The 23,042-nt window shown below is 62.1% G+C and carries 21 protein-coding genes, 1 tRNA gene and 1 pseudogene; 12 read left to right on the top strand and 11 right to left on the bottom strand.

The annotated features are described in order from the left end of the window. Positions 1 to 834 precede the first annotated feature (834 nt). The 5 genes and pseudogenes from EU800_RS21060 (at position 835) to EU800_RS21080 (ending at position 6,578) form a co-directional block, all read left to right on the top strand. Positions 835 to 1,392: pseudogene (locus EU800_RS21060) on the top strand (recombinase family protein). Between the two features lie 258 nt (positions 1,393 to 1,650). Beyond that, positions 1,651 to 1,725, top strand: a tRNA-Val gene (locus EU800_RS21065). A 58-nt stretch (positions 1,726 to 1,783) separates the two neighbouring features. Then, on the top strand, positions 1,784 to 2,491 hold the full coding sequence (locus EU800_RS21070) for an IS6 family transposase (RefSeq protein WP_129635449.1): 708 nt from the start codon (positions 1,784 to 1,786) through the stop codon (positions 2,489 to 2,491). Between the two features lie 356 nt (positions 2,492 to 2,847). Continuing rightward, positions 2,848 to 5,175, top strand: a complete 2,328-nt coding sequence (locus tag EU800_RS21075) for a copper-translocating P-type ATPase (protein ID WP_242500664.1) — start codon at positions 2,848 to 2,850, stop codon at positions 5,173 to 5,175. A 77-nt stretch (positions 5,176 to 5,252) separates the two neighbouring features. After that, on the top strand, positions 5,253 to 6,578 hold the full coding sequence (locus tag EU800_RS21080; RefSeq protein WP_129635512.1) for an APC family permease: 1,326 nt from the start codon (positions 5,253 to 5,255) through the stop codon (positions 6,576 to 6,578). 267 nt (positions 6,579 to 6,845) lie between these two features. On the opposite strand, the gene EU800_RS21085 is transcribed toward EU800_RS21080, so the two are convergent. Then, positions 6,846 to 7,175 (bottom strand): hypothetical protein, encoded by a 330-nt coding sequence (locus EU800_RS21085; RefSeq protein ID WP_129635454.1) that lies wholly within the window; start codon positions 7,173 to 7,175, stop codon positions 6,846 to 6,848. Positions 7,176 to 7,238: 63 nt separating this feature from the next. Further along, positions 7,239 to 7,988, bottom strand: a complete 750-nt coding sequence (locus tag EU800_RS27625) for an EF-hand domain-containing protein (RefSeq protein WP_242500665.1) — start codon at positions 7,986 to 7,988, stop codon at positions 7,239 to 7,241. Between the two features lie 173 nt (positions 7,989 to 8,161). On the opposite strand from EU800_RS27625, the gene EU800_RS21095 reads away from it, so the two are divergent. The 7 genes from EU800_RS21095 (at position 8,162) to EU800_RS21125 (ending at position 14,291) form a co-directional block, all read left to right on the top strand. Beyond that, positions 8,162 to 8,884 carry a response regulator gene (locus tag EU800_RS21095; RefSeq protein ID WP_129635457.1) on the top strand — a complete coding sequence of 241 codons (723 nt, stop codon included), beginning with the start codon at positions 8,162 to 8,164 and terminating at the stop codon, positions 8,882 to 8,884. Continuing rightward, positions 8,881 to 10,266: an ATP-binding protein gene (locus EU800_RS21100; RefSeq protein ID WP_129635459.1), complete on the top strand. Its 1,386-nt coding sequence runs from the start codon at positions 8,881 to 8,883 to the stop codon at positions 10,264 to 10,266. The genes EU800_RS21095 and EU800_RS21100 overlap by 4 nt, the downstream gene beginning before the upstream one ends. A gap of 72 nt (positions 10,267 to 10,338) precedes the next feature. After that, on the top strand, positions 10,339 to 10,668 hold the full coding sequence (locus EU800_RS21105) for a hypothetical protein (RefSeq protein ID WP_129635461.1): 330 nt from the start codon (positions 10,339 to 10,341) through the stop codon (positions 10,666 to 10,668). An 86-nt stretch (positions 10,669 to 10,754) separates the two neighbouring features. Next, entirely contained in the window at positions 10,755 to 11,681 is a 927-nt protein-coding gene (locus tag EU800_RS21110) for a hypothetical protein (protein WP_129635463.1), read from the top strand. A gap of 11 nt (positions 11,682 to 11,692) precedes the next feature. Next, on the top strand, positions 11,693 to 12,112 hold the full coding sequence (locus EU800_RS21115) for a DUF411 domain-containing protein (RefSeq protein WP_129635465.1): 420 nt from the start codon (positions 11,693 to 11,695) through the stop codon (positions 12,110 to 12,112). Between the two features lie 70 nt (positions 12,113 to 12,182). Beyond that, on the top strand, positions 12,183 to 12,617 hold the full coding sequence (locus EU800_RS21120) for a cytochrome c (protein ID WP_129635467.1): 435 nt from the start codon (positions 12,183 to 12,185) through the stop codon (positions 12,615 to 12,617). Positions 12,618 to 13,517: 900 nt separating this feature from the next. Beyond that, entirely contained in the window at positions 13,518 to 14,291 is a 774-nt protein-coding gene (locus EU800_RS21125; protein WP_129635469.1) for a hypothetical protein, read from the top strand. Between the two features lie 115 nt (positions 14,292 to 14,406). On the opposite strand, the gene EU800_RS21130 is transcribed toward EU800_RS21125, so the two are convergent. The 9 genes from EU800_RS21130 to EU800_RS21170 form a co-directional block, all read right to left on the bottom strand. Further along, the gene (locus EU800_RS21130) at positions 14,407 to 16,026 is read right to left on the bottom strand and encodes a phospholipase D family protein (RefSeq protein WP_129635471.1); all 1,620 of its coding nucleotides are present in this window, start codon (positions 16,024 to 16,026) and stop codon (positions 14,407 to 14,409) included. A gap of 120 nt (positions 16,027 to 16,146) precedes the next feature. After that, on the bottom strand, positions 16,147 to 16,974 hold the full coding sequence (locus EU800_RS21135; RefSeq protein WP_129635473.1) for a hypothetical protein: 828 nt from the start codon (positions 16,972 to 16,974) through the stop codon (positions 16,147 to 16,149). A 155-nt stretch (positions 16,975 to 17,129) separates the two neighbouring features. Then, positions 17,130 to 18,824, bottom strand: coding sequence for an alkaline phosphatase family protein (locus EU800_RS21140; protein ID WP_129635475.1), 1,695 nt, complete (start codon positions 18,822 to 18,824; stop codon positions 17,130 to 17,132). 156 nt (positions 18,825 to 18,980) lie between these two features. Next, positions 18,981 to 20,048: a DUF1214 domain-containing protein gene (locus EU800_RS21145; RefSeq protein WP_129635477.1), complete on the bottom strand. Its 1,068-nt coding sequence runs from the start codon at positions 20,046 to 20,048 to the stop codon at positions 18,981 to 18,983. Between the two features lie 85 nt (positions 20,049 to 20,133). After that, positions 20,134 to 21,195 (bottom strand): DUF1214 domain-containing protein, encoded by a 1,062-nt coding sequence (locus tag EU800_RS21150; RefSeq protein ID WP_129635479.1) that lies wholly within the window; start codon positions 21,193 to 21,195, stop codon positions 20,134 to 20,136. Positions 21,196 to 21,314: 119 nt separating this feature from the next. Then, positions 21,315 to 21,683 carry a hypothetical protein gene (locus EU800_RS21155; protein ID WP_129635481.1) on the bottom strand — a complete coding sequence of 123 codons (369 nt, stop codon included), beginning with the start codon at positions 21,681 to 21,683 and terminating at the stop codon, positions 21,315 to 21,317. Positions 21,684 to 21,897: 214 nt separating this feature from the next. After that, on the bottom strand, positions 21,898 to 22,212 hold the full coding sequence (locus EU800_RS21160; protein ID WP_129635483.1) for an HdeA/HdeB family chaperone: 315 nt from the start codon (positions 22,210 to 22,212) through the stop codon (positions 21,898 to 21,900). 36 nt (positions 22,213 to 22,248) lie between these two features. Next, positions 22,249 to 22,599 (bottom strand): YMGG-like glycine zipper-containing protein, encoded by a 351-nt coding sequence (locus EU800_RS21165; RefSeq protein WP_129635485.1) that lies wholly within the window; start codon positions 22,597 to 22,599, stop codon positions 22,249 to 22,251. Positions 22,600 to 22,628: 29 nt separating this feature from the next. Next, positions 22,629 to 22,997 carry a hypothetical protein gene (locus EU800_RS21170; RefSeq protein ID WP_129635487.1) on the bottom strand — a complete coding sequence of 123 codons (369 nt, stop codon included), beginning with the start codon at positions 22,995 to 22,997 and terminating at the stop codon, positions 22,629 to 22,631. Positions 22,998 to 23,042: the final 45 nt, after the last annotated feature.

A 23,042-nucleotide genomic window follows, 5' to 3' on the forward strand; every position in this document is an offset into this window, starting at 1 on the left:
CTCGCGGACCAAGGCGCCCCGGCAACCGCCAGCTACATAGGGAGCGCGTCTGCCGGGGCGCCGATCACGCTGGAACTGGCCGGATTTTGTGCTGCCCTCTGGCAGGAAATCGCACCGCCGTTGACACCGATCACTGGTTGGAAAGAAAGAGATCGTTAGAGGTCTCGGAACGTCCGACCTGAGGGAGGCCTTAGATCGGAGAGACGAAGTGCTGGGAGAGATCAAACGTGATCTATTCGCGCCGGTCGAAACGCTCCCTCAAACGCGGACAAGAGACCCGAAGGGGCAAGTCATCCATGACACAGCCCAGCGCTGGATAGCGGAAAGCACCGGGCTAAGCGGTTCGGCACGCCAACAGTATAGCGCAATTCTGCGATCCTTCGAGGCATTCGCAGGAAACTGCCCAGTGGAACGGATCGATAGGTCCTTAGCGCTGGGTTACCTCGAACACCTGAGGACGGTCCCTTCGGACAGGACGAAGGTATTGTTGTCTCAGGCAACCGTTAAGCGGTATCTGGCTTGTCTGGCATCTTACTGGTCTGTTCTGGACTATTGGGGCCTTGTTGATGGTGACGCTCGCAATCCATTCTCAGGCCTCCTTCGGCGTGTTCCCGGACAGAGGAAGGCTGCGGACCCAAGAGCCAAGAATCTTCGGCCAGTTACCCGAAAGGAAGCTCAACACCTGCTGTCCCTTATTCAGAGCACGCCGAGACTGAGATACCGTAGAGAAATGGTCCTGACTGTCCGTCTGCTGTGGGTATCGGCTTGTCGGCTGAATGAGATTGCATCTCCTCAACCCCCTAGACATCACTGGCAGACACGGAGGAAGCAACCATGTTGCTCGGATACGCACGCACGTCGACCCTCGAACAGAAGGCGTCCATAGAGACTCAGAGAGCCGCCCTAGAGGCCGCTGGATGCGAGAAGGTGTGGCAGGAGCAGGTAAGCTCAGTTGCCCACCGGAGCGGCCTTCAGGAGGCGCTGGGCTATGCCCGAGAGGGCGATACCCTGATCGTCACGAAGCTGGACCGACTTGCTCGGTCTGTTCGGCATCTTGGCGAGATCGTCGATACCTTGGAGGCACGGAACGTCAGCCTTCGCATCCTAGATTTGAACCTCGATACTTCGACGGCAACCGGCAACCGGCAAGCTGATGCTGAACGTCATCGGTTCGGTGGCTCAGTTCGAGCGTGAGATGATGCTGGAACGGCAGCGGGAAGGCATCGCCAAGGCGAAGGCCGAGGGGAAATACAAGGGGCGGAAACCCAGCGCCAGGATGAAGAGGAATGAAGTCCGGCACTACTCGAAGGCGGGGCAAGCAAGCGTGCCGCTGCGAGGGAGTTGGGAATCTCCGAACGCTCCATCTATCGCGTGCTTGGGATAAACGCATAGTGGATTTTGCGTGACGGCAGATTCCTATATGTCGTGATCGCAGCCTTTTGAAACACAAGATGCTGCGGCATTCCCGATTGTTCCGACCCGAGAAGGATATGTAAGGTAGACCTCGCGCTTACCCTTACAGTAAGGGTCGCATACGAACCACCTGAGGACAGCCCTTGGTAACCTAGGAAATAGTGGAGTTTCATCTTCGATCGCAGAGGGGCGAAACCCTTGCAGAGCGCCGGAGGGAGCGCTAAGACGCGCGGCACCGGGTGATTAGCTCAGTGGTAGAGCGCTTCGTTCACATCGAAGATGTCGGGGGTTCAAATCCCTCATCACCCACCATGGTGGTGTCAGAAGAACGTAGCTTGAGATGGGGCAGGGGGCTGAGTAGCGTCCCCGGATGACCAAACGCGACCCGTTCAAATACTTCAAGACCAGCCCTGAGATCATCCGCCTGGCGGTGATGCTCTACGTACGCTTCCCCTTGTCGCTGCGGAACGTCGAAGACCTGCTGCACGAGCGCGGTATCGACATCAGCCATGAATCCGTCCGCTTCTGGTGGCAGCGTTTCGGCCCGATGTTCGCCTCCGAGATCCGAAGGAAGCGCGCCGAGCGGCTGCGTTCAGGGCCGCAGTGGCAATGGCATCTCGACGAAATGTTCGTGAAGATAAACGGCGAGCGGCACTATCTGTGGCGGGCCGTCGACCACGAAGGTGAGGTCCTGGAGAGCTTTGTGACGAAGGCACGGGACAAGAAGGCGGCATTGAAATTCCTAAAGAAAACAATGAAGCGCTACGGTCGGCCGCACGTCTTCGTAACAGATAAGCTTCGTTCGTATGGCGCCGCTTTGAAGGAGGTCGGCGCGGTGGACCGGCGGGAAACTGGGCGCTGGCTCAACAATCGGGCGGAGAACTCGCACCTGCCATTCCGACGACGAGAACGGGCGATGCAACGGTTCCGGCGGATGCGAAGTTTACAGATGTTCGCATCCGTCCACGCCTCGGTCTTCAACCATTTCAACTCGGAGCGCAGCTTCTCCCCCAGAGCCAACTTCAAGAAGAACCGCGCCGCTGCTCTCGCCGAGTGGCGTCAACTAGGTGCGGCATAAGGGACAGCGGTCCTGCCCTTGCGTAGACTGGTTCGAATCTGTCTGACACCACCCGCCATCAGGAATGCCGATGCGATGCCGCAATGCAGAGAAAAATTGTCGACATTTCAGCACTGGAGGGTCAACGGAGAGGGCGCAACGAAATGGTGATTCCTCAATGCTTGACCTCCCACCAACTGGAAAGCCCAGATTGAACATTCTGACGCTGTGAGCGTTTCTTTTACGTAAATGCGTGAGGGCGTTGCGCAATGATCGCATTGGTACGCCAGTTCGGTGCTCCGAAGGCCCTGCACGTCGCATTTTGATGAACGAGGTGCGCGTCCTAGCGGTGGAGCGCAAAAACAGGAGTTCGCCATATGGAAACACTGAAGGAACGGGCGATCGCTGCGGCTGAATATGTTTGCCAGATGCATCCTGACGTTCGGCAAGAGTCGCCCGGCGATTGCCCGAAGTGTGGAATGACGCTGGTGCTTGAAAGGTCGGCAAGCGGGTACTCGGATCACCGGGGCCATGCTGCCGACGCCACCGGCATAAGCTACGACAATGTTCCAGATGGCCATTCCGGACCGATCTACACATGCCCGATGCACCCTCAGGTTCGGCAAACCGAACGCGGCTCCTGCCCGATCTGTGGCATGGGGCTTGAGCTGGAAACAGCGACTGCGGAGGACACTGGCCCAAACCCTGAGCTTGTCGATTTCACCCGGCGTTTCTGGGTTGGCGCAGCTCTGACGGTGCCGTTGCTCCTTTTGGCGATGGGCCCGATGGTGGGTCTGGGCGGCATCCGGGCGGCGGTTGGCGAGCGCGCCGCGTTGTGGGCCGAGCTTACGCTTGGCACGACGGTGGTATTCTGGAGCGGCTGGCCCTTCCTGGTACGCGGCTGGAACTCCTTTCGCTCGATGAACCTGAATATGTTCTCCCTGATCGCGATGGGCGTCTCGGCAGCCTGGATCTTCAGCACGGTGGCGGTGATGGCGCCCGGCATCTTTCCAGACGGGTTCCGCGATGCCGATGGGCATGTCGCCGTCTATTTCGAAGCCGCGGCGATGATCGTCGTGCTTGTGCTGCTGGGCCAGCTCATGGAGCTGCGCGCCCGGGAAGGGACGGGAAAGGCAATCCGGGCGCTGCTCGACATGGCGGCAAAGACCGCGCTTGTTATTCGGGACGGGGGCGACGAGGAGGAGATCGCGCTGGAAGAGGTCCAGGTCGGGGACCGGATCCGCGTCCGGCCCGGCGACAAGGTGCCGGTGGATGGGACGGTGGTCGACGGGCGCTCGTCGGTCGACGAGAGCATGATCAGCGGCGAGCCAGTCCCAGTAGAGAAGGTCGTGGGAGACTCAGTGACGGGCGCGACCATCAATGGCACCGGCAGCCTGGTGATCGAGGCAGAGCGCGTGGGCGCCGACACCGTGCTGAGTCAGATTGTCGAGATGGTGGCGCAGGCTCAACGCAGCCGCGCCCCGGTTCAGAAATATGCCGACAAGGTGTCGGGATGGTTCGTTCCTGCGGTGATCGGGATCGCTGCGCTCGCCTTCATCGGCTGGGCAATCTGGGGGCCGGCGCCGGCACTCTCCTACGCGCTGATCTCGGCTGTCTCCGTCCTGATCATTGCGTGCCCTTGTGCGCTCGGGCTCGCCACGCCGATGTCGATCATGACGGCAACGGGGCGGGGAGCGCAGGCTGGCGTGCTGATCAAGAATGCCGAGGCGCTGGAGCGTTTCGAAAAGATCGACACGCTGATCGTGGACAAGACCGGGACCTTGACCGAGGGCAAGCCGCGGCTGGTCGGAGTCTATCCTGAAGAGGGGCATAACGAGTCCGAACTCTTGCGCCTTGCGGCGTCCCTGGAACGCGGGTCCGAGCATCCGCTGGCCGATGCGATTGTGCGCGGTGCCGCCGAGCGAGACGTTAAGCTTGCTGATGCAGACGATTTCGAAGCGATAACCGGCATGGGAGTGAAAGGCACGGTCGATGACCGGCTGGTCGCGCTTGGCAATTCCCGGATGATTGAGGAGTTGGGTCTGAACGGCGGCGGGCTTTCGGAACAGGCCGATGCCCGGCGTGACGAAGGTGAGACCGTGATGTTCGTCGTGGTCGATGGCGCGGTCGCTGGGCTGGTCAGTGTTGCCGACCCGGTCAAGGAAACGACACCCGACGCGCTCCAGAGGCTCCACGAACTCGGCTTCCGCATCATCATGGCCACCGGCGACAACGAGCGGACGGCGAAAGCGGTCGCGGGACAGCTTGGGATCGACGAGATCCGCGCTGAGGTTCTGCCGAAGGACAAGGCGGCGATCATCCGCGAGCTTCAGGATGCCGGGCACAAGGTGGCGATGGCCGGCGACGGGGTGAATGACGCGCCCGCGCTGGCGCAGGCCGATGTCGGAATCGCGATGGGCACCGGCGCAGACGTGGCAATCGAGAGCGCGGGTTTCACCCTGGTGCAAGGCAATCTCGACGGTGTCGTGCGGGCGCGGCGGCTCGCCCATGCCACGATGCGCAACATACGGCAGAACTTGTTCTTCGCGCTGGTCTACAACGCGGCCGGAGTGCCGATTGCGGCGGGCATCCTGTTCCCGTTTCTCGGCATCCTGATCAGTCCGATGTTCGCCGCCTTCGCGATGAGCGCCTCGTCGATCTCGGTGGTGCTGAACTCGCTCCGACTGCGCCGCGCGGACGTCTGACCGAAGCCGCATCGACACGGTGCAAAGCGGCGCATCTATGAGGCGCAATGAGTAAAACCAAGTCAGAGGAATACGGAATGCAGCAGGACGACAGGCGCGACGACTACGAGCAGGGATCCATTACCCTCGGCGGTGCCGTGGCGATGGGAACCGGCGTGATGATCGGCGCTGGCATCTTTGCCCTGACAGGCCAGATCGCCGAATTGGCGGGTCCCTTGTTCCCGCATGCCTTCGTCGCCGGGGCCATCGTCACGGCGTTCAGCGCCTATAGCTACGTCAAGATGTCGAATGCCTGGCCGTCTTCCGGCGGAATCGCAATGATCCTCCAGAAATGCTACGGCAAGGGCGCGATCTCCGCCGGGGCCGCGCTGCTGATGGCGCTGAGCATGGTCATCGCCGAGAGCCTCGTCGCCCGGACCTTTGCCACCTACGCGCTGCGGCCTTTCGACATCGACGGCGGGCCGCTGGTGCCCATCCTAGCCGTTGCGGTGATATTGTTCGCTTTCCTCGTCAACATTTCCGGCAACCGGTCGGTCGGGCTGATGTCGCAGGTCATGGCGGTCGTCAAAATCGGAGGTATCGCACTTTTCGGAGTCGCGGCGCTCTGGTCGAGCGGGCTTGGCTTCGCCACTGCTTCGGAGGCGGGACAGAATTTTGGCCCGCTGGGCTTTACCGCTTCGGTGGCGCTCGCGATCCTCGCGTTCAAGGGATTCACCACTATTACCAATTCGGGCTCCGAGATTACCGATCCCCACCGCAATGTCGGCCGCGCCATCACGATTTCCATCGCGCTCTGCGTCGTCGTCTACCTGCTTGTGGCGCTCGGCGTGGGATCGAGCCTGACGATCGACGAGATCATCTCGGCTCGAGACTATTCACTGGCCGAGGCCGCCGAGCCCGCGCTCGGCCAAACCGGTTTTCTGCTGACCGTGCTCTTGGCAATCGTCGCGACCGCCTCGGGCCTGATCGCAAGCATCTTTGCCGTGTCACGGATGCTGGCGATGCTGACCGACATGGAGATGATCCCGCACAGCCATTTCGGCATGTCCGGAACGATCCAGCGGCACACGCTGGTCTATACCGTCGTGATCGCCGCGACGCTGGCAGCATTCTTCGACCTGAGCCGCATCGCCTCGCTCGGGGCCTTCTTCTATCTTGTGATGGACATGATCATCCATTGGGGCGTCTTTCGATATCGCCGGCAGGAGATCGACGCTGCTGCATTGGTCCTGTTGCTGGCGCTTGCCTTCGACGCGATCGTATTGGCGGCCTTTGCAGCAATGAAATGGCAAAGCGATCCGATAATCGTGACCGTTGCCGCCGTCGCCATTGCGGCCGTGTTCGCGTTTGAACGCCTGTATCTTTCCCGCTGGCTGGCGCCGCGGAGCGACACCGGGCACTGACGCTGAACCCATCTGGTCACGTCGCCAGGCGTTCGGGAAGAACTCCTCGAGGGTACAGCCTTTCGAGTCTCCTCCCTGCCGGCTTGGCGGCGTGTCACTTGGAGAGGTATTTGACCAATGCGAGGATCGCCAGAAGCGTCACGATGATCAGAAGGATCATCCAGACGCCGCTAAATCCCATTCCCCAGCCGTGTTGGTAACCACCCATCATCGTTAGGTCCTTTCGCGTCGCAAGCGCACCGCATGGCGATGCGCTCCATTACCGGTTCAGTTGCGCCAGTTCATGCCGGGGCCATGCCGGAACCCGGGCCCCCAGACGCCACCCTGGCGCGGAGCCCCGCCGAAGCCCTGCATCATCTGCGGGCCGTGACCGACGGCCGGGCCCGGCATGCCGTTGCCCCACGGTCCGTATGCCCCGGTGCCCAGAGCAGTGCCGCAGGGCGGCACCGTCACTCCGGAAGTTGTACAGGGCGGGGTCTGCTGGCCGGTCCATCCGGGCGCCTGTCCGTTGCCGGGGCCCGGGCCGTGGGCCATTGCGAGCGACGGCACCGCCATCGCGGCAACGATCAGCAAGCTGCGTGTCAGGGCGTGAGTCATTGTCTGTCTCCTTTCCCGCGGTGAGGTACGGTCGGCCCGGGTGCGGGCCGACCGTCAGGTCGATCAGTTGTTGCCCTCGGCTTCGGCCGCATCGCCGCTATCCTGCAGCCATGGGCAGTCCTGCCAGAAAGTGGCGCGGCGGGCCTGCATCTGGGACATCCAGTCGGCGGGCGCCGTGAATTCCTCCTGCGTCACCTGACCGTCGCCATCCGCGTCGAGGGCCTGGAAGCGGTCCACCATCATCGGGCGGATCGTGCTGCCGTGCAGCGCCTCGAACTCGACCAGCGAGAGCGTGCCGTCGCCGTTGCCGTCGTATTCTGCCAGCGCGGCCTGCATGCCGTCGCGGGCTTCGTCGGTTGTGACCGTGCCGTCACCATCGGCGTCCAGGTCGCCGAACAAGGCGCCCATCATGCCGGGACCACCGGGGCCACCCATCGTGCGCGGGCCAAACGACCCGCCCATCATGCCGGGGCCGCCAAAGCCGCCCATCTGGCTGTGCATCTCCATCATGTGTTCCATGAAGTCCGGATCACCCATCATGGCCGGTCCCATTCCGCCATAGCCGCCCGGGCCACGCATCATGCCCGGCCCGCCTTGCACGCCGCCCATCATCGGGCCGGGGCCACCCTGCCAGTTGCCCATCCTCGCGCTTGGACCGCCCTGCCAGCCGCCCATCATTGCACCGGGGCCACCCTGCGGGCCCTGCATCCAACCTCCGGCTTGCGGCCCGTGGGCCAACGCCGGAATGGTGATGGCTGCGCCAACCGCGGTGACGGCGGCGATTGCGATTGCGAGTTTCCCTGAGCGTTTCATGACCACTTCTCCTGTGTGTCGTCGTTCTGATGAGCTCAATCTGGGAGACGCATGTCGCAGCATCATCCCGAAAGCGAAGAGATTTGTATCGGTTTGTCGCAACGGCGGCGCCCTGATACATCCCGCGACTATTTTCTGGCGCTGCGCCGGCGTCGATGCGCTATTGGAGAGGCATGACGGACGCACCGCACATCCTTATCGTCGATGACCACCGTGAGATCCGCGATGCCGTGAGCCGGTACCTGGAGCGCAACGGCATGCGCGCCAGCACGGCGCGGGACGCCGTGGAGATGGATGCGAAGCTCAAGACCGGCCGCTTCGATCTGATCGTGCTCGACGTGATGATGCCGGGCGAAGACGGGATATCGGTATGCCGCCGGCTCAGCGCAGATGGCGCCGTCCCGATCCTCATGCTGACGGCACTTGGCGACGATACCGACCGGATTATCGGGCTGGAGGTGGGCGCGGACGACTACCTGCCGAAGCCCTTCAACCCGCGCGAGTTGCTGGCGCGGATAAAGGCGATCCTAAGGCGCAGCGGCAGGGCGGAGCCGCATGCCGGCACACTGTCCAGCCGCCGGGTGCATTTCGCGGGCTGGACGCTGGACACGGACCGACAGGAGCTGCGTCATGCCGACGGGCGCGAGGTCCACCTGACAACGGCGGAATTCCGTCTGCTGACAGTCTTTCTTGAACGTCCGCGCTTCGTTCTGAGCCGCGATCAGTTGCTGGAGCTGACCTCCGGCCGTTCCGCCCATGTCTTCGACCGCACCATCGACAACCAGGTGAGCCGCCTGCGCAAGAAGATCGAAGAGGACCCGGCCCGACCCGGCCTGATCACCACCGTCCGGGGCGGCGGTTACAGCTTTGCCAGCGACGTGAAGGTCGAGACATGAGACGGTTCCTGCCCGGATCACTGCGGGGGCAGTTGCTTCTGCTGATCCTGCTGACCCTCGCGGTGGCGCAGGCGCTGGTTGCCTGGCTCTTCGCCGACGAGCGCGAAATGGCGCTGCGCACCGCGCTCGGGCAGGAGGCTGCCAGCCGCGCGGCGAACGTGGCCCGGTTGATCGCCGAGGCTCCCGAGGATCTGCATCCCTCGATCCTGCGGGCGGCCGACTCGCCGCTGGTGCGCTTTTCGCTGGCGCCGGCACCCGCCGTCGATCACGCGGATCATGGCACGGCACTTCTGGCCAGCCAGATCGCCGCGCAGATCGGAACGCCCCCCTTGCCAGAGGTTCGCCTGGAGTTGCACCAGGCCGACAACCGGTCGCCGCCGATGCCGGGCATGTCTGGCCAGATGGGTCAGATGCACCGCACCATGCAGCCGGTCCCGATCTCGTCGGTGGAAATGAAGATTTCCATCGCGCTGGAAAATGGCGCCTGGCTCAACGTGCTGACCCGTTTCCATCGTCCGCCCTACCAGATTGCCTGGACGGCGATCGCGACATTTGCCATTTCGGCTGTCCTGATCGGCGCCACGGTCTGGGTCGCTCTGGGGCAACTGACCGGCCCGCTGCGCGAACTGGCCCGATCGGCCGAGGAATTCGGACGGGGCGCCGAGGCGCAAATGATCGATCCCTCCGGTCCGAACGAATTGCGCAGCCTGACTGGCGCCTTCAACAAGATGCAGGAGCGAATCCGCCGCTTCGTGGATGACAGGACGCGGTTGCTGGCAGCGCTCAGCCACGACCTGCGCTCGCCGCTGACGGCGCTGCGGGTCCGGGCCGAGATGATCGATGAGGACGAGACGCGCGAACGGATCATCGCCACCACCGAGGAGATGCAGGAAATGGTCGAAAGCACGCTCTCCTTCGCCCGCGGCGTTTCCAATGCAGAACCCGTCGAGACGGTCGACCTTTCGGAGCTTGTCGCCTCTCTGGTCGCCGACATGGACGCGTCTGCGGGGGCGGTCACAGTTCAGCCTTCTGCGGATACGGTCCGGGTTCAGCTTCGTCCGACATCGATGCGCCGGGCCCTGCGGAACCTGATCGAAAATGCCGTCCGCTATGGCGGGCAGGCCGAGCTTCATGTCTGGTGTGACGGGGATGTTGCGCGAATTGCCGTGAAGGATCGCGGACCGGGGATTCCGGAGGAACAGGTCGAGCATGTGTTCGACCCCTTCGTCCGGCTGGAAACCTCACGCTCCCGCGACACCGGCGGGACAGGCCTGGGGCTGTCGATCGCTCGGACCATCGTACAGTCCCACGGCGGCGACATCACGCTGCGGAACCGGGAGGGCGGCGGGCTGGCGGCCACCGTGACGTTGCCGATTGTGTGACGGTTGCCATTCACGGCAAATTGCCTCCGTGACGCATCGACATTTCCGCAACCTGAAGCGAAACTCCCGTCCATGACGCGCCTGTTCAACCTTTTCTGCATCGGTGTGCTCGCGGCCTTCCTGCTGGGGTCGGTGGGGCAGGCCGCGTCCATCGGCGGGATGGCCGTCGGGATGGACGCCCTGCATTCCGTCACGCCGGCAGGCTGCGATGACTGTGACGGCGCGGACGACGATGCCGGCTGCGTCGGCGATTGCGTGTCGCTGACCGTCGCCGTGCTCCCAAGCCTCGAAATGGAAGCCGACGTCGAAAAGGTCACGGAACCGGCGGCTTGCCTGGCAGCCATGCCGGGGCGGTCCGACCCACCCGCGACATCGCCACCGCGATCCCATTTTCCGATCTGACTCTCCGCGCCGGCTACCGGCGTAGATGACGAGTACCATACTGCTGGCCACTCAGGGCCTGCGGTCCCAATCTCGGAAAACGGAAAATGACCAGATCAATGACACACGGGGTCTCCCGGCGCGCCTTCCTAAGCGCGGCCGCGGGAGCCTGGATCGTCGGGTCGGCGCGCCCGCTGCTCGCGGCGTCGAACCCCAAAATCGCCGCGCTCTCCTTTGCGGGCAACACGGTGCTGGCCGCCGGAAAGGGCCTGTGGAGGAGCGAAGATGGCGGCGTAACCTTGCGCTTCGTAACAGGGCCGGACAAACAGCTCAGTGCGTTGACTGCCCATCCGGAGCGCCCGGACCGCGTGATTGCCGCGCTAAACGGCGGCGGGCTCGCCGTCTCGGAGAATGCCGGAGAAAACTGGCGCGTGGCCGGATCGGGGCTGCCGGCGGCGTCCATCGATGCGCTCGCTGTGGCAGCGAAACTACCTGGCACGCTCTATGCGGCCATTTCCGGCGACGGGCTCTGGCGCAGCGAGGATGCCGGTGAGACCTGGGAGTTCGTCATGGACCGACCGTTTATCGCCGAGGCCGAGCGGGACGTTCTTTCACTCGCCTCGGTCGACGTTGCGAGCGGCATGGGCGGCATCTGGCTCTATGCCGGGACCACGGCCGGTCTGCAGCGCGTGCCCGACTGTTTCTGCCGCTGGCAGGACGTGCAGCCCGGCAATGCGCTCGACGCACTGATCGAGGGTGGGAAAGAACCGGAAGTGGCGCCGTTGCCCGAAGGTGAGCCGGTGCGCGCGCTGGTGTCACCTGCGGCGTCGCCTGACAGGCTCTACGCCGCCTTGCCCTCCGGTATCTGGACCACCACGGACGCCGGCGTCATCTGGAAAAGGGTCAGCGACCTCGACGCGGTCGCGCTCGCGGTCAACCCGGCCGCACCCCTTTCACTCGTCGCCGCCACGAAGCGCGGCCTCACCCTGAGCCGCGACGGCGGCAAGACCTGGGCCGCAAGCGCGTTCCTCTGAAGGAGATTCCCATGAAAAAGTTCACTCTCGCACTCGCCTTCCTCGCCGCTTCCCCCGCTTTCGCCGGTGAGGCGATCACCGTGTACCGCGACCCCAGCTGCGGCTGCTGTTCCGCCTGGGCGGATTACATGGGACAGAAGGGCTACGACGTGACCATCATCGAGGAACGGGATGTGGCGGCCCGGGCCATCGCCGCCGGCGTGCCCGAGCGCGGCTTGTCCTGCCACCACGCCGAGGTCGGAGGCTACGGCATCCATGGCCATATCCCGGCCGAGATCATCGACCGCGTGCTCGCCGAACGACCGGCGATTTCCGGCCTCGTCCTGCCCGGCATGCCACAAAATTCGCCAGGTATGGCGCCGGACAAATACGGCACTCTCAAGGTGTATTCCTATGCGCCGACGGGCGTGGCGGTTTACTCGAATGAGTAGGCGGTGCGGACAAGGAGGTGCGTTCCCGCACCTCCGGTGTCGGGGTGGATTCCTGGCGGTCTGCTTCGGCATGACGGCGGCGGCGCTTACGGGCGCCGCCATCGCCGAGACGACGGGCCTGAGCTTCCTCGGCGAACCGGTGACCCCGGCACAGATCGAAAGCGGGGAGGCGCTTTATGCCGAGAACTGCGCGAGCTGCCACGGCGAGAACCGGGAGGGGCAGCCGGACTGGCGCCGTCGTCTGGAGACAGGTCGGATGCCCGCCCCACCCCAAGACGGAACAGGGCATTCCTTCACGCATACGGACGCGGATCTCTTCGCCATGACGAAGTTCGGGATCATAGCCGTTGTGCCCGGCTATGAAAGCGACATGCCAGCCTTCGAAGGAGTTCTTTCGGACCCCGAGATCGCACATATCCTGTCTTTCCTGAAGGCAGGTTGGCCGAAGGAGAAACGTCGATTTCAGGCAACGTTGCCGACCAAGAAACCGTTGCCTGAAGGTTAGGGTCGAGTCTCGGGTATCGATATCGTCGCTCTCAGCAGAAAAAGCCGTGGGGGCGTAGTCCGGTGGAGAGCCTACACCGTTTAGCGATCCACTTAACGAGGACCTTTGTCTGTTTTCGTGGCAAGGTGACGAGGGCTCTGCAGTCGCAGCGAACGTCTGCATCCCGCCCTTGTCGTCAGATGCTGCGCATGCGGAATTTCCTTAATTGGCGGTTCGCTCTCGCCCCTCACAACGTAGATACCAAAGTCCGCTTTCGACGATCACGTCAGTCTATGAGTGGGTTGGAGGCGGCACGCCAACTCAGTTCGGCAACGCTGGTTGCAAGCCCCCGAAACAAAAAATCATTATAAAAACCAACACTTACGGACGCGCCCGCAACGGCGCTCGTAAGCTGTTTTTTTGCTCACCACTTGCTCACCAAATCGCTGGTTCTCCAGACGTGGCGTCGGCGATCGTGCCGAGAGACCCGCAAAGTAGGCGAATCGGTCATAAAGAGACCCGTGTGAGACGTGGTGGGACTCGAAGTACTTGTCTGGGTGAATGCTCGGCCTGCGACAGTCGCAATCTGCGCAAAGCCAACCTTGGGGCTTCTCCGACGAGGTCCGGTTTGGCGACTAGTCCGGATCTTAACTTCGGACTTCACAACGATCGCAACCGGCCCTCACCGGCCACTCGACGGGAACCATCATGCCGCCGCGCAGCTTTCGCTTTGCGGCCATTCGTGGGCGGCGCAGCAAGTTAACGCATGCCGAGAAACCTGTGGTCGCGCCGACGCGAAGCCGCCGCGTTTCCGTACTTGTCATCGATCATTATTGCCGATCGAGGTCTATCGTTTCACTCTTACCTGAGGTCGATGCCGCAAGGCTCCGGCGAGGTGTCCCGAATTGAAAGGAAAACTCCATGACGTTCAAGTTCGGTGCCGCTCTCTCCACAAGTATCATCGCTGCCGGCGCAGTGGCGGATGCCCAGGATATGTCTGCCAACTCAGCCATCGACCCGGCATGGACCTATGAACTGCAATTGTATCTTTGGGCCACCGAGGTCGGCGGAACTGCCCTCGGGGAGGATTTCACGCTCGGCTTCGATCAGATCGTCGACAACCTGAACGTCGCCCTCATGGGCCGGCTCAACGCCTACCAGGGTCTATGGATGACCTGGGGCGACCTCACCTATGCCAGTCTGGGCAAGGACGGCAGTTCGAAATTCACGATTTCTCCGGCGCCCGGCGTGGATTTTGACGTCAAGGCCGTGGCCGACGCGGAGGTCAAGACCACGATCGTCTCCTTCGGTGGAGGTTACAAGCTGGTCGGAACCGACAGCTACGCGCTCTACGGCACGCTTGGGGCGCGCTATCTTCGCCTTCAGAGTGATCTGAAGCTGGATCTGAACAACCTCTCCTTCAAGGCCGACAGCGACGACGATTACTGGGATGCGGTCGTCGGTGTGGCAGGCCGGGCGGCGTTCAACGAGAACTGGTTCATGTCTTACCTGGCGGATGTCGGCGCCGGCAATTCCGACCTGACATGGCAGGCCTATGTTGGGATCGGTTACAATTTCGGACGGCAGGACGTCGTGTTCGGGTATCGGCACATGGAATGGGACCTGCCGGACGAAGATCTGATGACCGAATACTATCAAAGCGGACCGGTGCTGGTCTGGAACATCCGTTTCTGACCGGGAAGCACGTCGCAGGACCGTCCCCTGTCGGCAACCATTTGAACTCGCTAAGGCGACAAGTGATCTCCTTCGGATAATTGAACATGGGTCCTACCGGCGATCACCGCTTTTCCTAAAGTTGGCTGCCGATCGGAAGAATCCCGTATATGCGGCTCATGAACACGCGCCAGGCGGAGTGCGCAGGTTCCTGTTTGTAGACGACCAGGGTTCCGTCTTCGCGACGAGAAAGCCAGTCGATCCCGCCAGTCTCGTCGAGGCGGAGTTCGTAGGCATTCGCACGAATGTTGTCCCGGAACAATTGCACGGCCCCCTTCGCAAGGCGCCTTGAGTCGATCAGGACTCCCATCTCGTTGTTGATCCAGACCGAACGTGGGTCCCAGTTGAAAGATCCGACGAAAAGGTATCTCTGGTCGATTGCGAACGCCTTGGTGTGCAGAGACGATTGCGACAGCCCGAGGCCCAGCGTTTCGCGATCTTTCCGCGAGCCGTCAGGACGCAGTTCCCACAACGCAATTCCGGCCTTCAGCATCGCCTCGCGATCGCGCGCATAGTGTCCGTAGACCGGAACCACGTCCGTGGAGTCCAGGGAGTTGGTCAGCACGGAAACATTCACGCCGCGGGCACTGATATCAGACAAGAGGCTCACGCCTCTCTTTCGCGGGACGAAATAGGCCGAAGAAACGTAAAGATCCGACTTGGCGCTCTTCAGGTAGGGCAGCATGACAGAGGCGACAAAGCCGCTGACGTTTGCATCGCCGGAGGCCTTTTCCGGAGGATCAGCAACCAGCCTTGCAGGAACCCATTGCAAGCCGAGGTCCTTGTGGGACACTCGATCCCGAATGGCATGGTCCAAGGCGTCTCCATAAGGTGTTTTGCGAGCGTTTGCGGCCAGCGCGGCGAGACGGGTGCGTGCCTCCTCCAGGGAAAGACCTCCGGCCCGGTCTCCGATTACGACGCGCGCAGGCACGGCGGACTCGCTGTTCCAATACGCATCGAAAGTCTGTGAAACCTCACGCGCTATGGGGCCAGCGCCAAGAACATCAAAGTCATTGTAATTACTGTCTTCGCGCGCTCCGAAATACTCGTTCCCGATGTTTCTTCCCCCGACGAGCGTGACTTCGGTATCAAACGTCATCGACTTGTTATGCATGCGTCGATTGACGCGCTCGAACTCGAACAGGGCAGCCACGTTCTTTCCCAATCCCCTTCGGAATGGGTTGAACAGGCGAACTTCAATATTGGGGTGCCGGTCCAGCGCAGCGGTCATCGCGTCGTAATCGGCGGCGTCCATGTCGTCCAGCAGGAGCCGCACCCGTACACCGCGATCGGCAGCCTGAAGCAGTTTCCAGGCAAACAGGTGTCCCGCGGAATCGTTGTGGAGAAGGTAATATTGAGCATCTATCGTGCGTTGGGCCTTTTCGGACAACACGAGCCTGAGCGCCAATGCCTCGGGTCCATCAGTCACGAGGCGGATCCCCGAACGCCCGTCATGGGGATTTCCGAGGGCATCAGACCGTCGGGCGAGAAACGTGTTGCCGGTATCGGTGGGTGCTCGCGTGACGGTCTTGCTGTAGCTGGTTGTGCCGGAAGAGCAGGCTAGCAGTTGCCAACAGAGTGATAGAACAAGTGCCGAGCGAAGAAGCGTGATCACGGAGCGTGTGAGCACGGCGATACGTCCTTTCCGCTCCGGCGGGAATCTAGGAAGAGAATTTTCGTGGTCAATATCGATCATTGCTCGGTCTTTGCGTGCAGAAGCTGGCGTTCTCGATGAATATCACCGCCAAGAAGAAGTGGAAGCATCCGTTGAATGCCGTGGTCAGGCGACTTTAGCCTGGCTGGGGGCGGATTCATCCTACCGGAGTGCGGCTTCCATATCTGCCACGACGGCAACAAGTGCGCCTTGCGGCACCGTGGTGAAGCCATCTGTCGGTCGGTCTAGGTCCTCGATGAGGACGAGGACGGACGCGAGAACGATCGAGAACAAGAACGTCCGCCAACTGAGCCGCCGGCCGCGGAGGGCCGAACGATTTCCCACGACGAACACGCCCGCGGCGGTCACGAGCAAGAGAAATGCCTGTGTAGACGAGGAGATCGTCTTGGATGCCGCCGCGGCACGTCGCGTATGCGCGTCGAGCACTTCGGTAACGCCGCCCGACACGTTCACCTGCAATGCTGCCGGGGTGTCGGGGCCGAGACCAGCCTTGAGCGCAGGCCAGAGGGCGGCCTGCGCCTCGAGCGACTTCACGACGAAGGTTTCGACCTCGGCCCTGTCTGGAGTGACGCCCGCCGGGACGACACGGGTGCGCGCATAGGCGAGAAGGGCCTCCTGCAAAGGACGGCCCGCACCGTCCGGCAGAAGATCGGCTCTCAGGAACGCCGTGCCGATGGCCGCCGCCTCTTCGACCACGGCCGTGGCCCGATCTTCCCGCCAATGAAGCGCGGCGCTGAAAGTAAAGCCGAGGAGCAATCCGAGCAATGCGAGAAGCGCGCCCAGGGACGTCTCGCCCGGAAGACCGCGGTCGGGCTCCGAGGGATTGCGGTGCCGATACTCCAGGATCCCCGTTCGGTGACCCAGGAGCGCGATCGCCGGCAGGGCAATGAAGAACGCGACGACCGTCACCCAGAAGGGAAAGGAATGCGTTGCGATCGTTGCGTAGATGGAAGTCGCGTCCGGTGACATAGTGCCTTGCTCGCACTGATTGAAACGCCGATCCGACATGGTCTGCGGGCAGCGAAGCTATTGCAGAAGACCGCTGCATTGAAAACAGAGCCTGTCGCCGCAGTTGGGGTGGAGGGCGGCGCAACGTGCAGGTAGATGGGTCCAGATTTTTGATCCTACTCTCCCAACACTTCGAACAGGACCTCGCCGGCTGCGCCGGAGGGAGGAGGCGTTCCGGCAATGGTCGCAAGCGTGAGAGCCACATCGATGGTGTGAACCCGCCGCGACACGGTTTGTGGCTCGATGCCAAAACCGGCGAAGATGATGGGAACGAAAGTGTCGTATCGCCAGGGTGAGCCGTGCGTGACGGTCGCCGAAAGGCCGTCCATGTCATTGATGAACCAGCCCGGCTTGAACACAATGTAGATGTCGCCAGAGCGGTCCGGGTGGTAGTTGTTCAAAACCGCCCTTGTCAGGGCGTTTTCAGGCAGAGAGGCCTCCCGAAGACGCGAACTCGGAAGCGCAAAGGCAACGCCGTCGAAACCGACAAGTTCTTCGGCGATTGCGGTTTCCAGGGCCGCCCGGTCGATGTCTTGATTTACCCGAACCTCATCAGCCAGGTTGAGATAAGGATGATCGTACCCCTGGATCAGCGGGCCGGAGAGGCCAAAGCGCTCCTTGATCCGGGCAATGGCGGCTTCAGTTTCCCACGCGTCGGGCGACACGTACCCACCCAGGCCACCGATTTCTTCCAGGAACCCCGGAGCTTCGGGCGCGCCGTGATCTGCGGAGAGGACGATCAGGGTGCGGTCCAGACCGATTTCCCAGTCGATGAAGGCAAAGAGGTCGGCCAGCGTCCGGTCGAGTTGAAGCAGATTGTCTTCGGACTCCAGACTGGACGGACCGAAGAAATGGCCGACGTAATCGGTGACCGAAAAACTGACGCCGAGGAAATCGGTGATCTTGTCGTCGCCGAGCCCCTCCCTTTCGATCAGCGTCTTGGCAAAATCCGCCGAAATCTGGTCACCCGCCGGGCTGAGGGTCAAAAGCGTCGTGAAGTATTTGCCGTCTGACGGACCGAGCGGATGCGGGAAGGTTCTCCCGAAGCCCGCGAATTCGGACTCCCATTCCTGGTCGTCGCGATCACCGAACATGTAGGTCTCGATCGGATGCAGCAATTCCCAGGAGGTATCGCCGTAGCCTTGGGGCAAGCCCTTCGCATTCCACTCGGCGACCCAGTCGGGATATTCGTCGTAATAGTATGAGCTTGTCACGAACTGGCCTGCGGATTTCGAGAACCAGAAGGCCTTGCCGCTATGGCCGGCCATCGCCACCGCGCCCCGATCCTTGATCGAGACGCCGAAGACCTTGGCAGCGCCCGCGGTTTCCACCGACAATTCGTCCCCGAAGGTGGTCGTCAGGATTGTTCGCGGCGATCGGCCGTCGCTTGCGGCCGCTTTCTGCGTCGGGTCGATTTCCGTGTCCGCATCGACACCCGCACCGCCGGTCAGCATGGTGTAATCCGGGTCTTCGATATTGTAGACCGTTCGGCCAAGGGTTCGGTCAAACCAGAGGTTGCCAACCATGCCATGGGCGGCGGGATTGGCGCCCGTCGCCAGTGTCGTGTGACCGACGACCGTTTCGGTATTGGCATGCGCGTGATGGGCGTTGGTGTAGTGGATACCGTCTTCGAGAAGGAATCGGAAGCCGCCCTCGCCGAGACGATCGGCGTAGCGCGTGGGAAGATCGCCCCGAAGCTGGTCCACCGTGATCTGCAGGATCAGACGAGGCTTCTCCTGTGCCGTGGCACTTGCCCCCAGAGCGCCAGTCAGCACGATCGCGAAACCGATGGTCCTTGCACCGGAAAACATGGTTGTGATCCTCCCATTAATCTGCACGTTAGCCGCGGATACGACGGCGTAGCCAGATCGCACACGTCCAAATTATGTCGACAAGCCCCTCACCAAACACCAGGGCGCTGGCTCTTGAGCGAGGGATCCATCATCAGATGGCCTTTGCCAGGGCCCTCAATTCGCCGGCTCTGCCGTTGGGAAATCCCAGCTTCCGTCGAGGATTTCCGGGCGCGGCTGATATAGGCGCACGGCATAGTTCCAGCCCTCCATGATCGGGATGCAGTTCACCCGTCCGTCCTCACAGCCACCGAGATTGACCGTCATCGAGCCGTCGTCGTTGCGTATGCCCGTGACGCTGTTGATGTTGTAGACGCCGAGATCGTTCTTCTCGTACCGGCCTTCGGCATTGTAGAGACTGACCGACCAGAACGCGTCGACGGGAACGTCGGCCGGAACCTCGATCTTGTACTCGCCAACAGGCAAACTCGGATCCACATTCAGGTAATACGCCTGTTCTTCGGGCAAGCCGCCCCAACCGAAAGCGGAGCCGAGGAAATAACGCACGGGATCGACTTCGCCTTTCCGGCCGAAGGTGCGGCTCGAATCCCCCATATGGCGGCTGAGTTCGAGCGCGGCGGCAAAGACCGCCTCGAAGCTCTCGTCGTCATAGTTGGGCAAGATGAAGGGCTTTGCGGACGCGGCCTCTATCATGATCTGGTCCTGGAGCGCGTTGACGGCGGCCACGTCATCAGGGTCCGAGGAATCGACGAGCGTTCGGAACAGGATGGCGACGTAGGGCGTTTCGAACGTCTCCATGTCGAGCGTGTAGGTACCACCGCCGACAAACACCTCGTTCATGAAGTGGTCCTGGTTGACGACCTGGGCCGAAATATAGCGATCGCCGGTGTCGGGAATGATCAGGGTTGCGCCTTCGCTGATATCGACGACAGCCGTGCTGTAGAGCGTGTCGCGGTTCATCCGGATCGTCGGTTGCTGGTCGATCGGCGTGGGTTCCCGGATGTGGAACATCGTGTTCACGCCACCGATGAAGTCGAGATACTTGGCGAATTCCCTGTCCGTGACGGCGCGCACGAAATTGTCGACCGTGACGGGAATTTCCCGTCCCGCGATAATTTCGTCGAACTGGTTCTGCACCGTCCCCGCGGAAGCCGCGGGCACCAGGGTGAATGAAAGCACGGTTGCGACGACACCGAATGATTTCAGGTTCGCAGAGATACGCATGGCAGGGCATCCTTTTTTGAGAAGCGGAGACCGGCGATGCCGATCTCCGGATTTTGCAAGATTGGGGCAAGCGCGGGGCGTCCGGTCATTTCACCGGTTCCACGCTTGGAAACGTCCAGCGTCCGTCGAGCACGTCCGCACCGGGCTCGTAGAGCCGGACCGTGTAGTTCCACCCATCCATGATCGGCAGGCAGTTGGCTCGCCCATCATCGCAGCCGCCGAGATGGACGGTCATCGAGCCGTCGTCATTGCGCGTGCCCGTGACACTGTTGATGTTGTAGGCGCCGAGCGCGTTCGGCTCGAAGAATCCGTCAGAATTGTAGAGACTGACAGACCAGAACGCGTCGACGGGCACGTCGGCGGGAACCTCGATCTTGTACGTCCCCACTGGCAGGCCGGGTTCGATATTGAGGTACAAAGCCTGCGCTTCCGGCAGGCCACCCCAGCCCACGGCTGCGCCGAGGAAATACCGCACGGGGTCAACCTCGCCCCTGGACCCAAATGTTCGGGAACTGTCCGGGGTGTAACGGCCAAGCTCGATTGCCGCTTTCAGGACAGCCTCGAAGCTTTCCTCGTCGTAATTCGGAAGCACAAAGGGCTTCGACGACCCGGCGTCGAGGGCGATCGCATCCTGCAAGGCGTTGACTTCCGCGACATCGTCAGGATCGGCGGCATCGACAAGCGTTCGGATGATCACCAGGACATAGGGCGTGTCGAACGTCTCCATGTCGAGCGTGTAGCTGCCGCCGCCGACAAAGACGTCATTCATGTAGTGATCCTGGTTGACGATCTGCGCCGAGATGTATCGCTCGCCGGTTTCCGGCAGGACGAGCGTCGCGCCCTCGCTGATGTCGATTACCGCCATGCTGTAAAGCGTGTCGCGGTTCATCCGGATCGTCGGCTGATGCTCGACCGGCGTGGGCGTGCGGCTGTGAAAGAACGTGTTCACGCCCCCGGACAGCGCAAGATACTTGCTGAACTCGATCTCGCTGGCGGCACGCACGAAGTTGTCGATGGTTATCGGGATCTCCCGCGTATCGAGAAACGCCTGCAAGTTGTCCGATGTGCTCTGTGCGTTTGCCGTATCGGAACTGACCGCTGCAGTGGTGACAGCAATGACGGCACCTAACAGTCGTGATCTGGACATTTCCTCCTCCCATTTATGGCGTCACTTTCGTCCGCCATCTATCCGTCCTGTTGGATCAGGTTCCGGTTGCAGGCCGGCACCTGAACCCACACCGCGCGCAGCGCTTGGCTCTCACGGCCTCAACGCATGAGGTCCGAGACGATCCCGATGGCCTCGAGCACTACGGCTGTATCGCGGGCGACCCGGTAGACCTCGTTGTCGTAGCGCACATACCCTTGGCCGGGCAGCAGTGTCGGCAGGCGCCAATGGTCGTAATCGGTGATCCACTGGTAGCCGCTGGGGAGTTGCTCCCCTTTGCGATAGAGTTTCTTGTACTGTCCCGGAGGCATTCCGCCGGGTTTCTTGGCCAGGCCCGGGGGCACTCCGGCGGCCTTGCCAGGCGGCACCTTGTAGATCTTGTCGGGCTTCTTGCTGTCGGCCATCCCCGGCGCGGTCGACGCGGCCAGGGCGATGGAAACAACAAGCATCAGCGCGCCTTTTGCAGTCATGATCGTCCTCCTTTCCAACTCGAGATCCCACGTTCCTCGGGCGAACATCGGCCCTGTGTGGAAATCAGATTACACTGCCTTCGCCAACTTGTCGGGACGCCGGCACGAGGTACTCCCCGGCGCCCCAACCTTCCTGAATATCGGACAAGCCAGTGTCACCCGATCCAGAAACGCGTTGTTCTCCTTCAGGCTACGCACGCACAGGCACCGCGCATCAACTACGCGCCGCCTCGAATGCAGCCAGAAGCGGTTGATCCGGGTTGCCGATGCAGGAGTCGATGGCGGCATCCGTCGCTTCCGTCAGGGCCTCCGTGTCGAACGTCATTTCGCCCTTCTTTCCGCTAATGAAGCCGTGCATGAAGACAAGTACGAAATCGCGCTCCTCGCCACCTCGCATCAGCAGGTCACGACAGGTGAACTCTCCCACCTGCCAGATGCCGTCTCCGTCGGCATTCTGCGCAATGGCGCTGCCCCCGGAGACACACAGAAGCGCGGCAGCGATCGTGCCCGCGAGATATCTGGTTTTCATGGTCCATCCTTTCCGGCTGGTGCCAGCGTGCCGTGATCACTGGTAGATCACGCCGTTCAGGCATCCGTGGTAGTATTTGTTGTAGAGGTTGTTGCGGTCAGCGGCGCCAGCCGCACCGCCCACTACGGCGCCGATCGCCGCGCCCTTCTTGCGGGAACTCAGCTTTCCATCGACGACATGGCCGATGGCCGTGCCTGCTGCCGCGCCGGCTACCGCGCCCCCGACCACACCGCCGGATTTTCGATTGGCGCGGTCTCGCGCGTAGGCATCGCAATATTGCGGTGTGAATTGCGCGGTTTGCGCCGTGGCTGTTGGCGGGGCTATGGGGCCCGCAAGGCAAAGCACCGCGACCGCGACGGACACCGGCATTCTGGAATAGACTGACATCGTCGGTTCCTCCTCTCCTTCTCTCCGCTTCAGTCCAGGGCGTCCTTGACCGCCATGTCGACGGCTCCGGCAAGCAGGGCATCCGGATCGGTTTCGCAGGTATCCTCCAGCGCCGCGACGAACTTGTCCTTGAGCCCGTCGCGCTCGGCCGCGTCGGGAACCGCCTCCTCGACGTTGATTTCCCGGTTGAAGAGCGAGACCTCCGCAATCAGGCGGACAATCTCGGCGACCTTCTCCTCGTCCTCGCCGTAGTTGGCGATCACGCTCTCGCAGCTGTGGTGCATGTAGGGCATGGCCTCATCCAGGATGCGGTCCATTTCTTCGTCGGCAAAGGCCTCGCCGCCAAGCGCCATCGCACAGCCGGCAATTACTACAGATAGTCTTGGGGACAGAAACATTTTGGTCCTCCCTCGGCTGAAGTCTCGAAACGGGTTGTACCGCGC

The sequence above is a fragment of the Tropicimonas sp. IMCC6043 genome (assembly GCF_004146235.1).
Taxonomy (GTDB): domain Bacteria; phylum Pseudomonadota; class Alphaproteobacteria; order Rhodobacterales; family Rhodobacteraceae; genus Tropicimonas.

Coding starts and splice junctions, on each gene's coding strand:
- EU800_RS21070 (WP_129635449.1), top strand. CDS start 1,784: ATGACCAAACGCGACCCGTTCAAATACTTCAAGACCAGCCCTGAGATC.
- EU800_RS21075 (WP_242500664.1), top strand. CDS start 2,848: ATGGAAACACTGAAGGAACGGGCGATCGCTGCGGCTGAATATGTTTGC.
- EU800_RS21080 (WP_129635512.1), top strand. CDS start 5,253: ATGCAGCAGGACGACAGGCGCGACGACTACGAGCAGGGATCCATTACC.
- EU800_RS21085 (WP_129635454.1), bottom strand. CDS start 7,175: ATGACTCACGCCCTGACACGCAGCTTGCTGATCGTTGCCGCGATGGCG.
- EU800_RS27625 (WP_242500665.1), bottom strand. CDS start 7,988: ATGAAACGCTCAGGGAAACTCGCAATCGCAATCGCCGCCGTCACCGCG.
- EU800_RS21095 (WP_129635457.1), top strand. CDS start 8,162: ATGACGGACGCACCGCACATCCTTATCGTCGATGACCACCGTGAGATC.
- EU800_RS21100 (WP_129635459.1), top strand. CDS start 8,881: ATGAGACGGTTCCTGCCCGGATCACTGCGGGGGCAGTTGCTTCTGCTG.
- EU800_RS21105 (WP_129635461.1), top strand. CDS start 10,339: ATGACGCGCCTGTTCAACCTTTTCTGCATCGGTGTGCTCGCGGCCTTC.
- EU800_RS21110 (WP_129635463.1), top strand. CDS start 10,755: ATGACCAGATCAATGACACACGGGGTCTCCCGGCGCGCCTTCCTAAGC.
- EU800_RS21115 (WP_129635465.1), top strand. CDS start 11,693: ATGAAAAAGTTCACTCTCGCACTCGCCTTCCTCGCCGCTTCCCCCGCT.
- EU800_RS21120 (WP_129635467.1), top strand. CDS start 12,183: ATGACGGCGGCGGCGCTTACGGGCGCCGCCATCGCCGAGACGACGGGC.
- EU800_RS21125 (WP_129635469.1), top strand. CDS start 13,518: ATGACGTTCAAGTTCGGTGCCGCTCTCTCCACAAGTATCATCGCTGCC.
- EU800_RS21130 (WP_129635471.1), bottom strand. CDS start 16,026: ATGATCGATATTGACCACGAAAATTCTCTTCCTAGATTCCCGCCGGAG.
- EU800_RS21135 (WP_129635473.1), bottom strand. CDS start 16,974: ATGTCACCGGACGCGACTTCCATCTACGCAACGATCGCAACGCATTCC.
- EU800_RS21140 (WP_129635475.1), bottom strand. CDS start 18,824: ATGTTTTCCGGTGCAAGGACCATCGGTTTCGCGATCGTGCTGACTGGC.
- EU800_RS21145 (WP_129635477.1), bottom strand. CDS start 20,048: ATGCGTATCTCTGCGAACCTGAAATCATTCGGTGTCGTCGCAACCGTG.
- EU800_RS21150 (WP_129635479.1), bottom strand. CDS start 21,195: ATGTCCAGATCACGACTGTTAGGTGCCGTCATTGCTGTCACCACTGCA.
- EU800_RS21155 (WP_129635481.1), bottom strand. CDS start 21,683: ATGACTGCAAAAGGCGCGCTGATGCTTGTTGTTTCCATCGCCCTGGCC.
- EU800_RS21160 (WP_129635483.1), bottom strand. CDS start 22,212: ATGAAAACCAGATATCTCGCGGGCACGATCGCTGCCGCGCTTCTGTGT.
- EU800_RS21165 (WP_129635485.1), bottom strand. CDS start 22,599: ATGTCAGTCTATTCCAGAATGCCGGTGTCCGTCGCGGTCGCGGTGCTT.
- EU800_RS21170 (WP_129635487.1), bottom strand. CDS start 22,997: ATGTTTCTGTCCCCAAGACTATCTGTAGTAATTGCCGGCTGTGCGATG.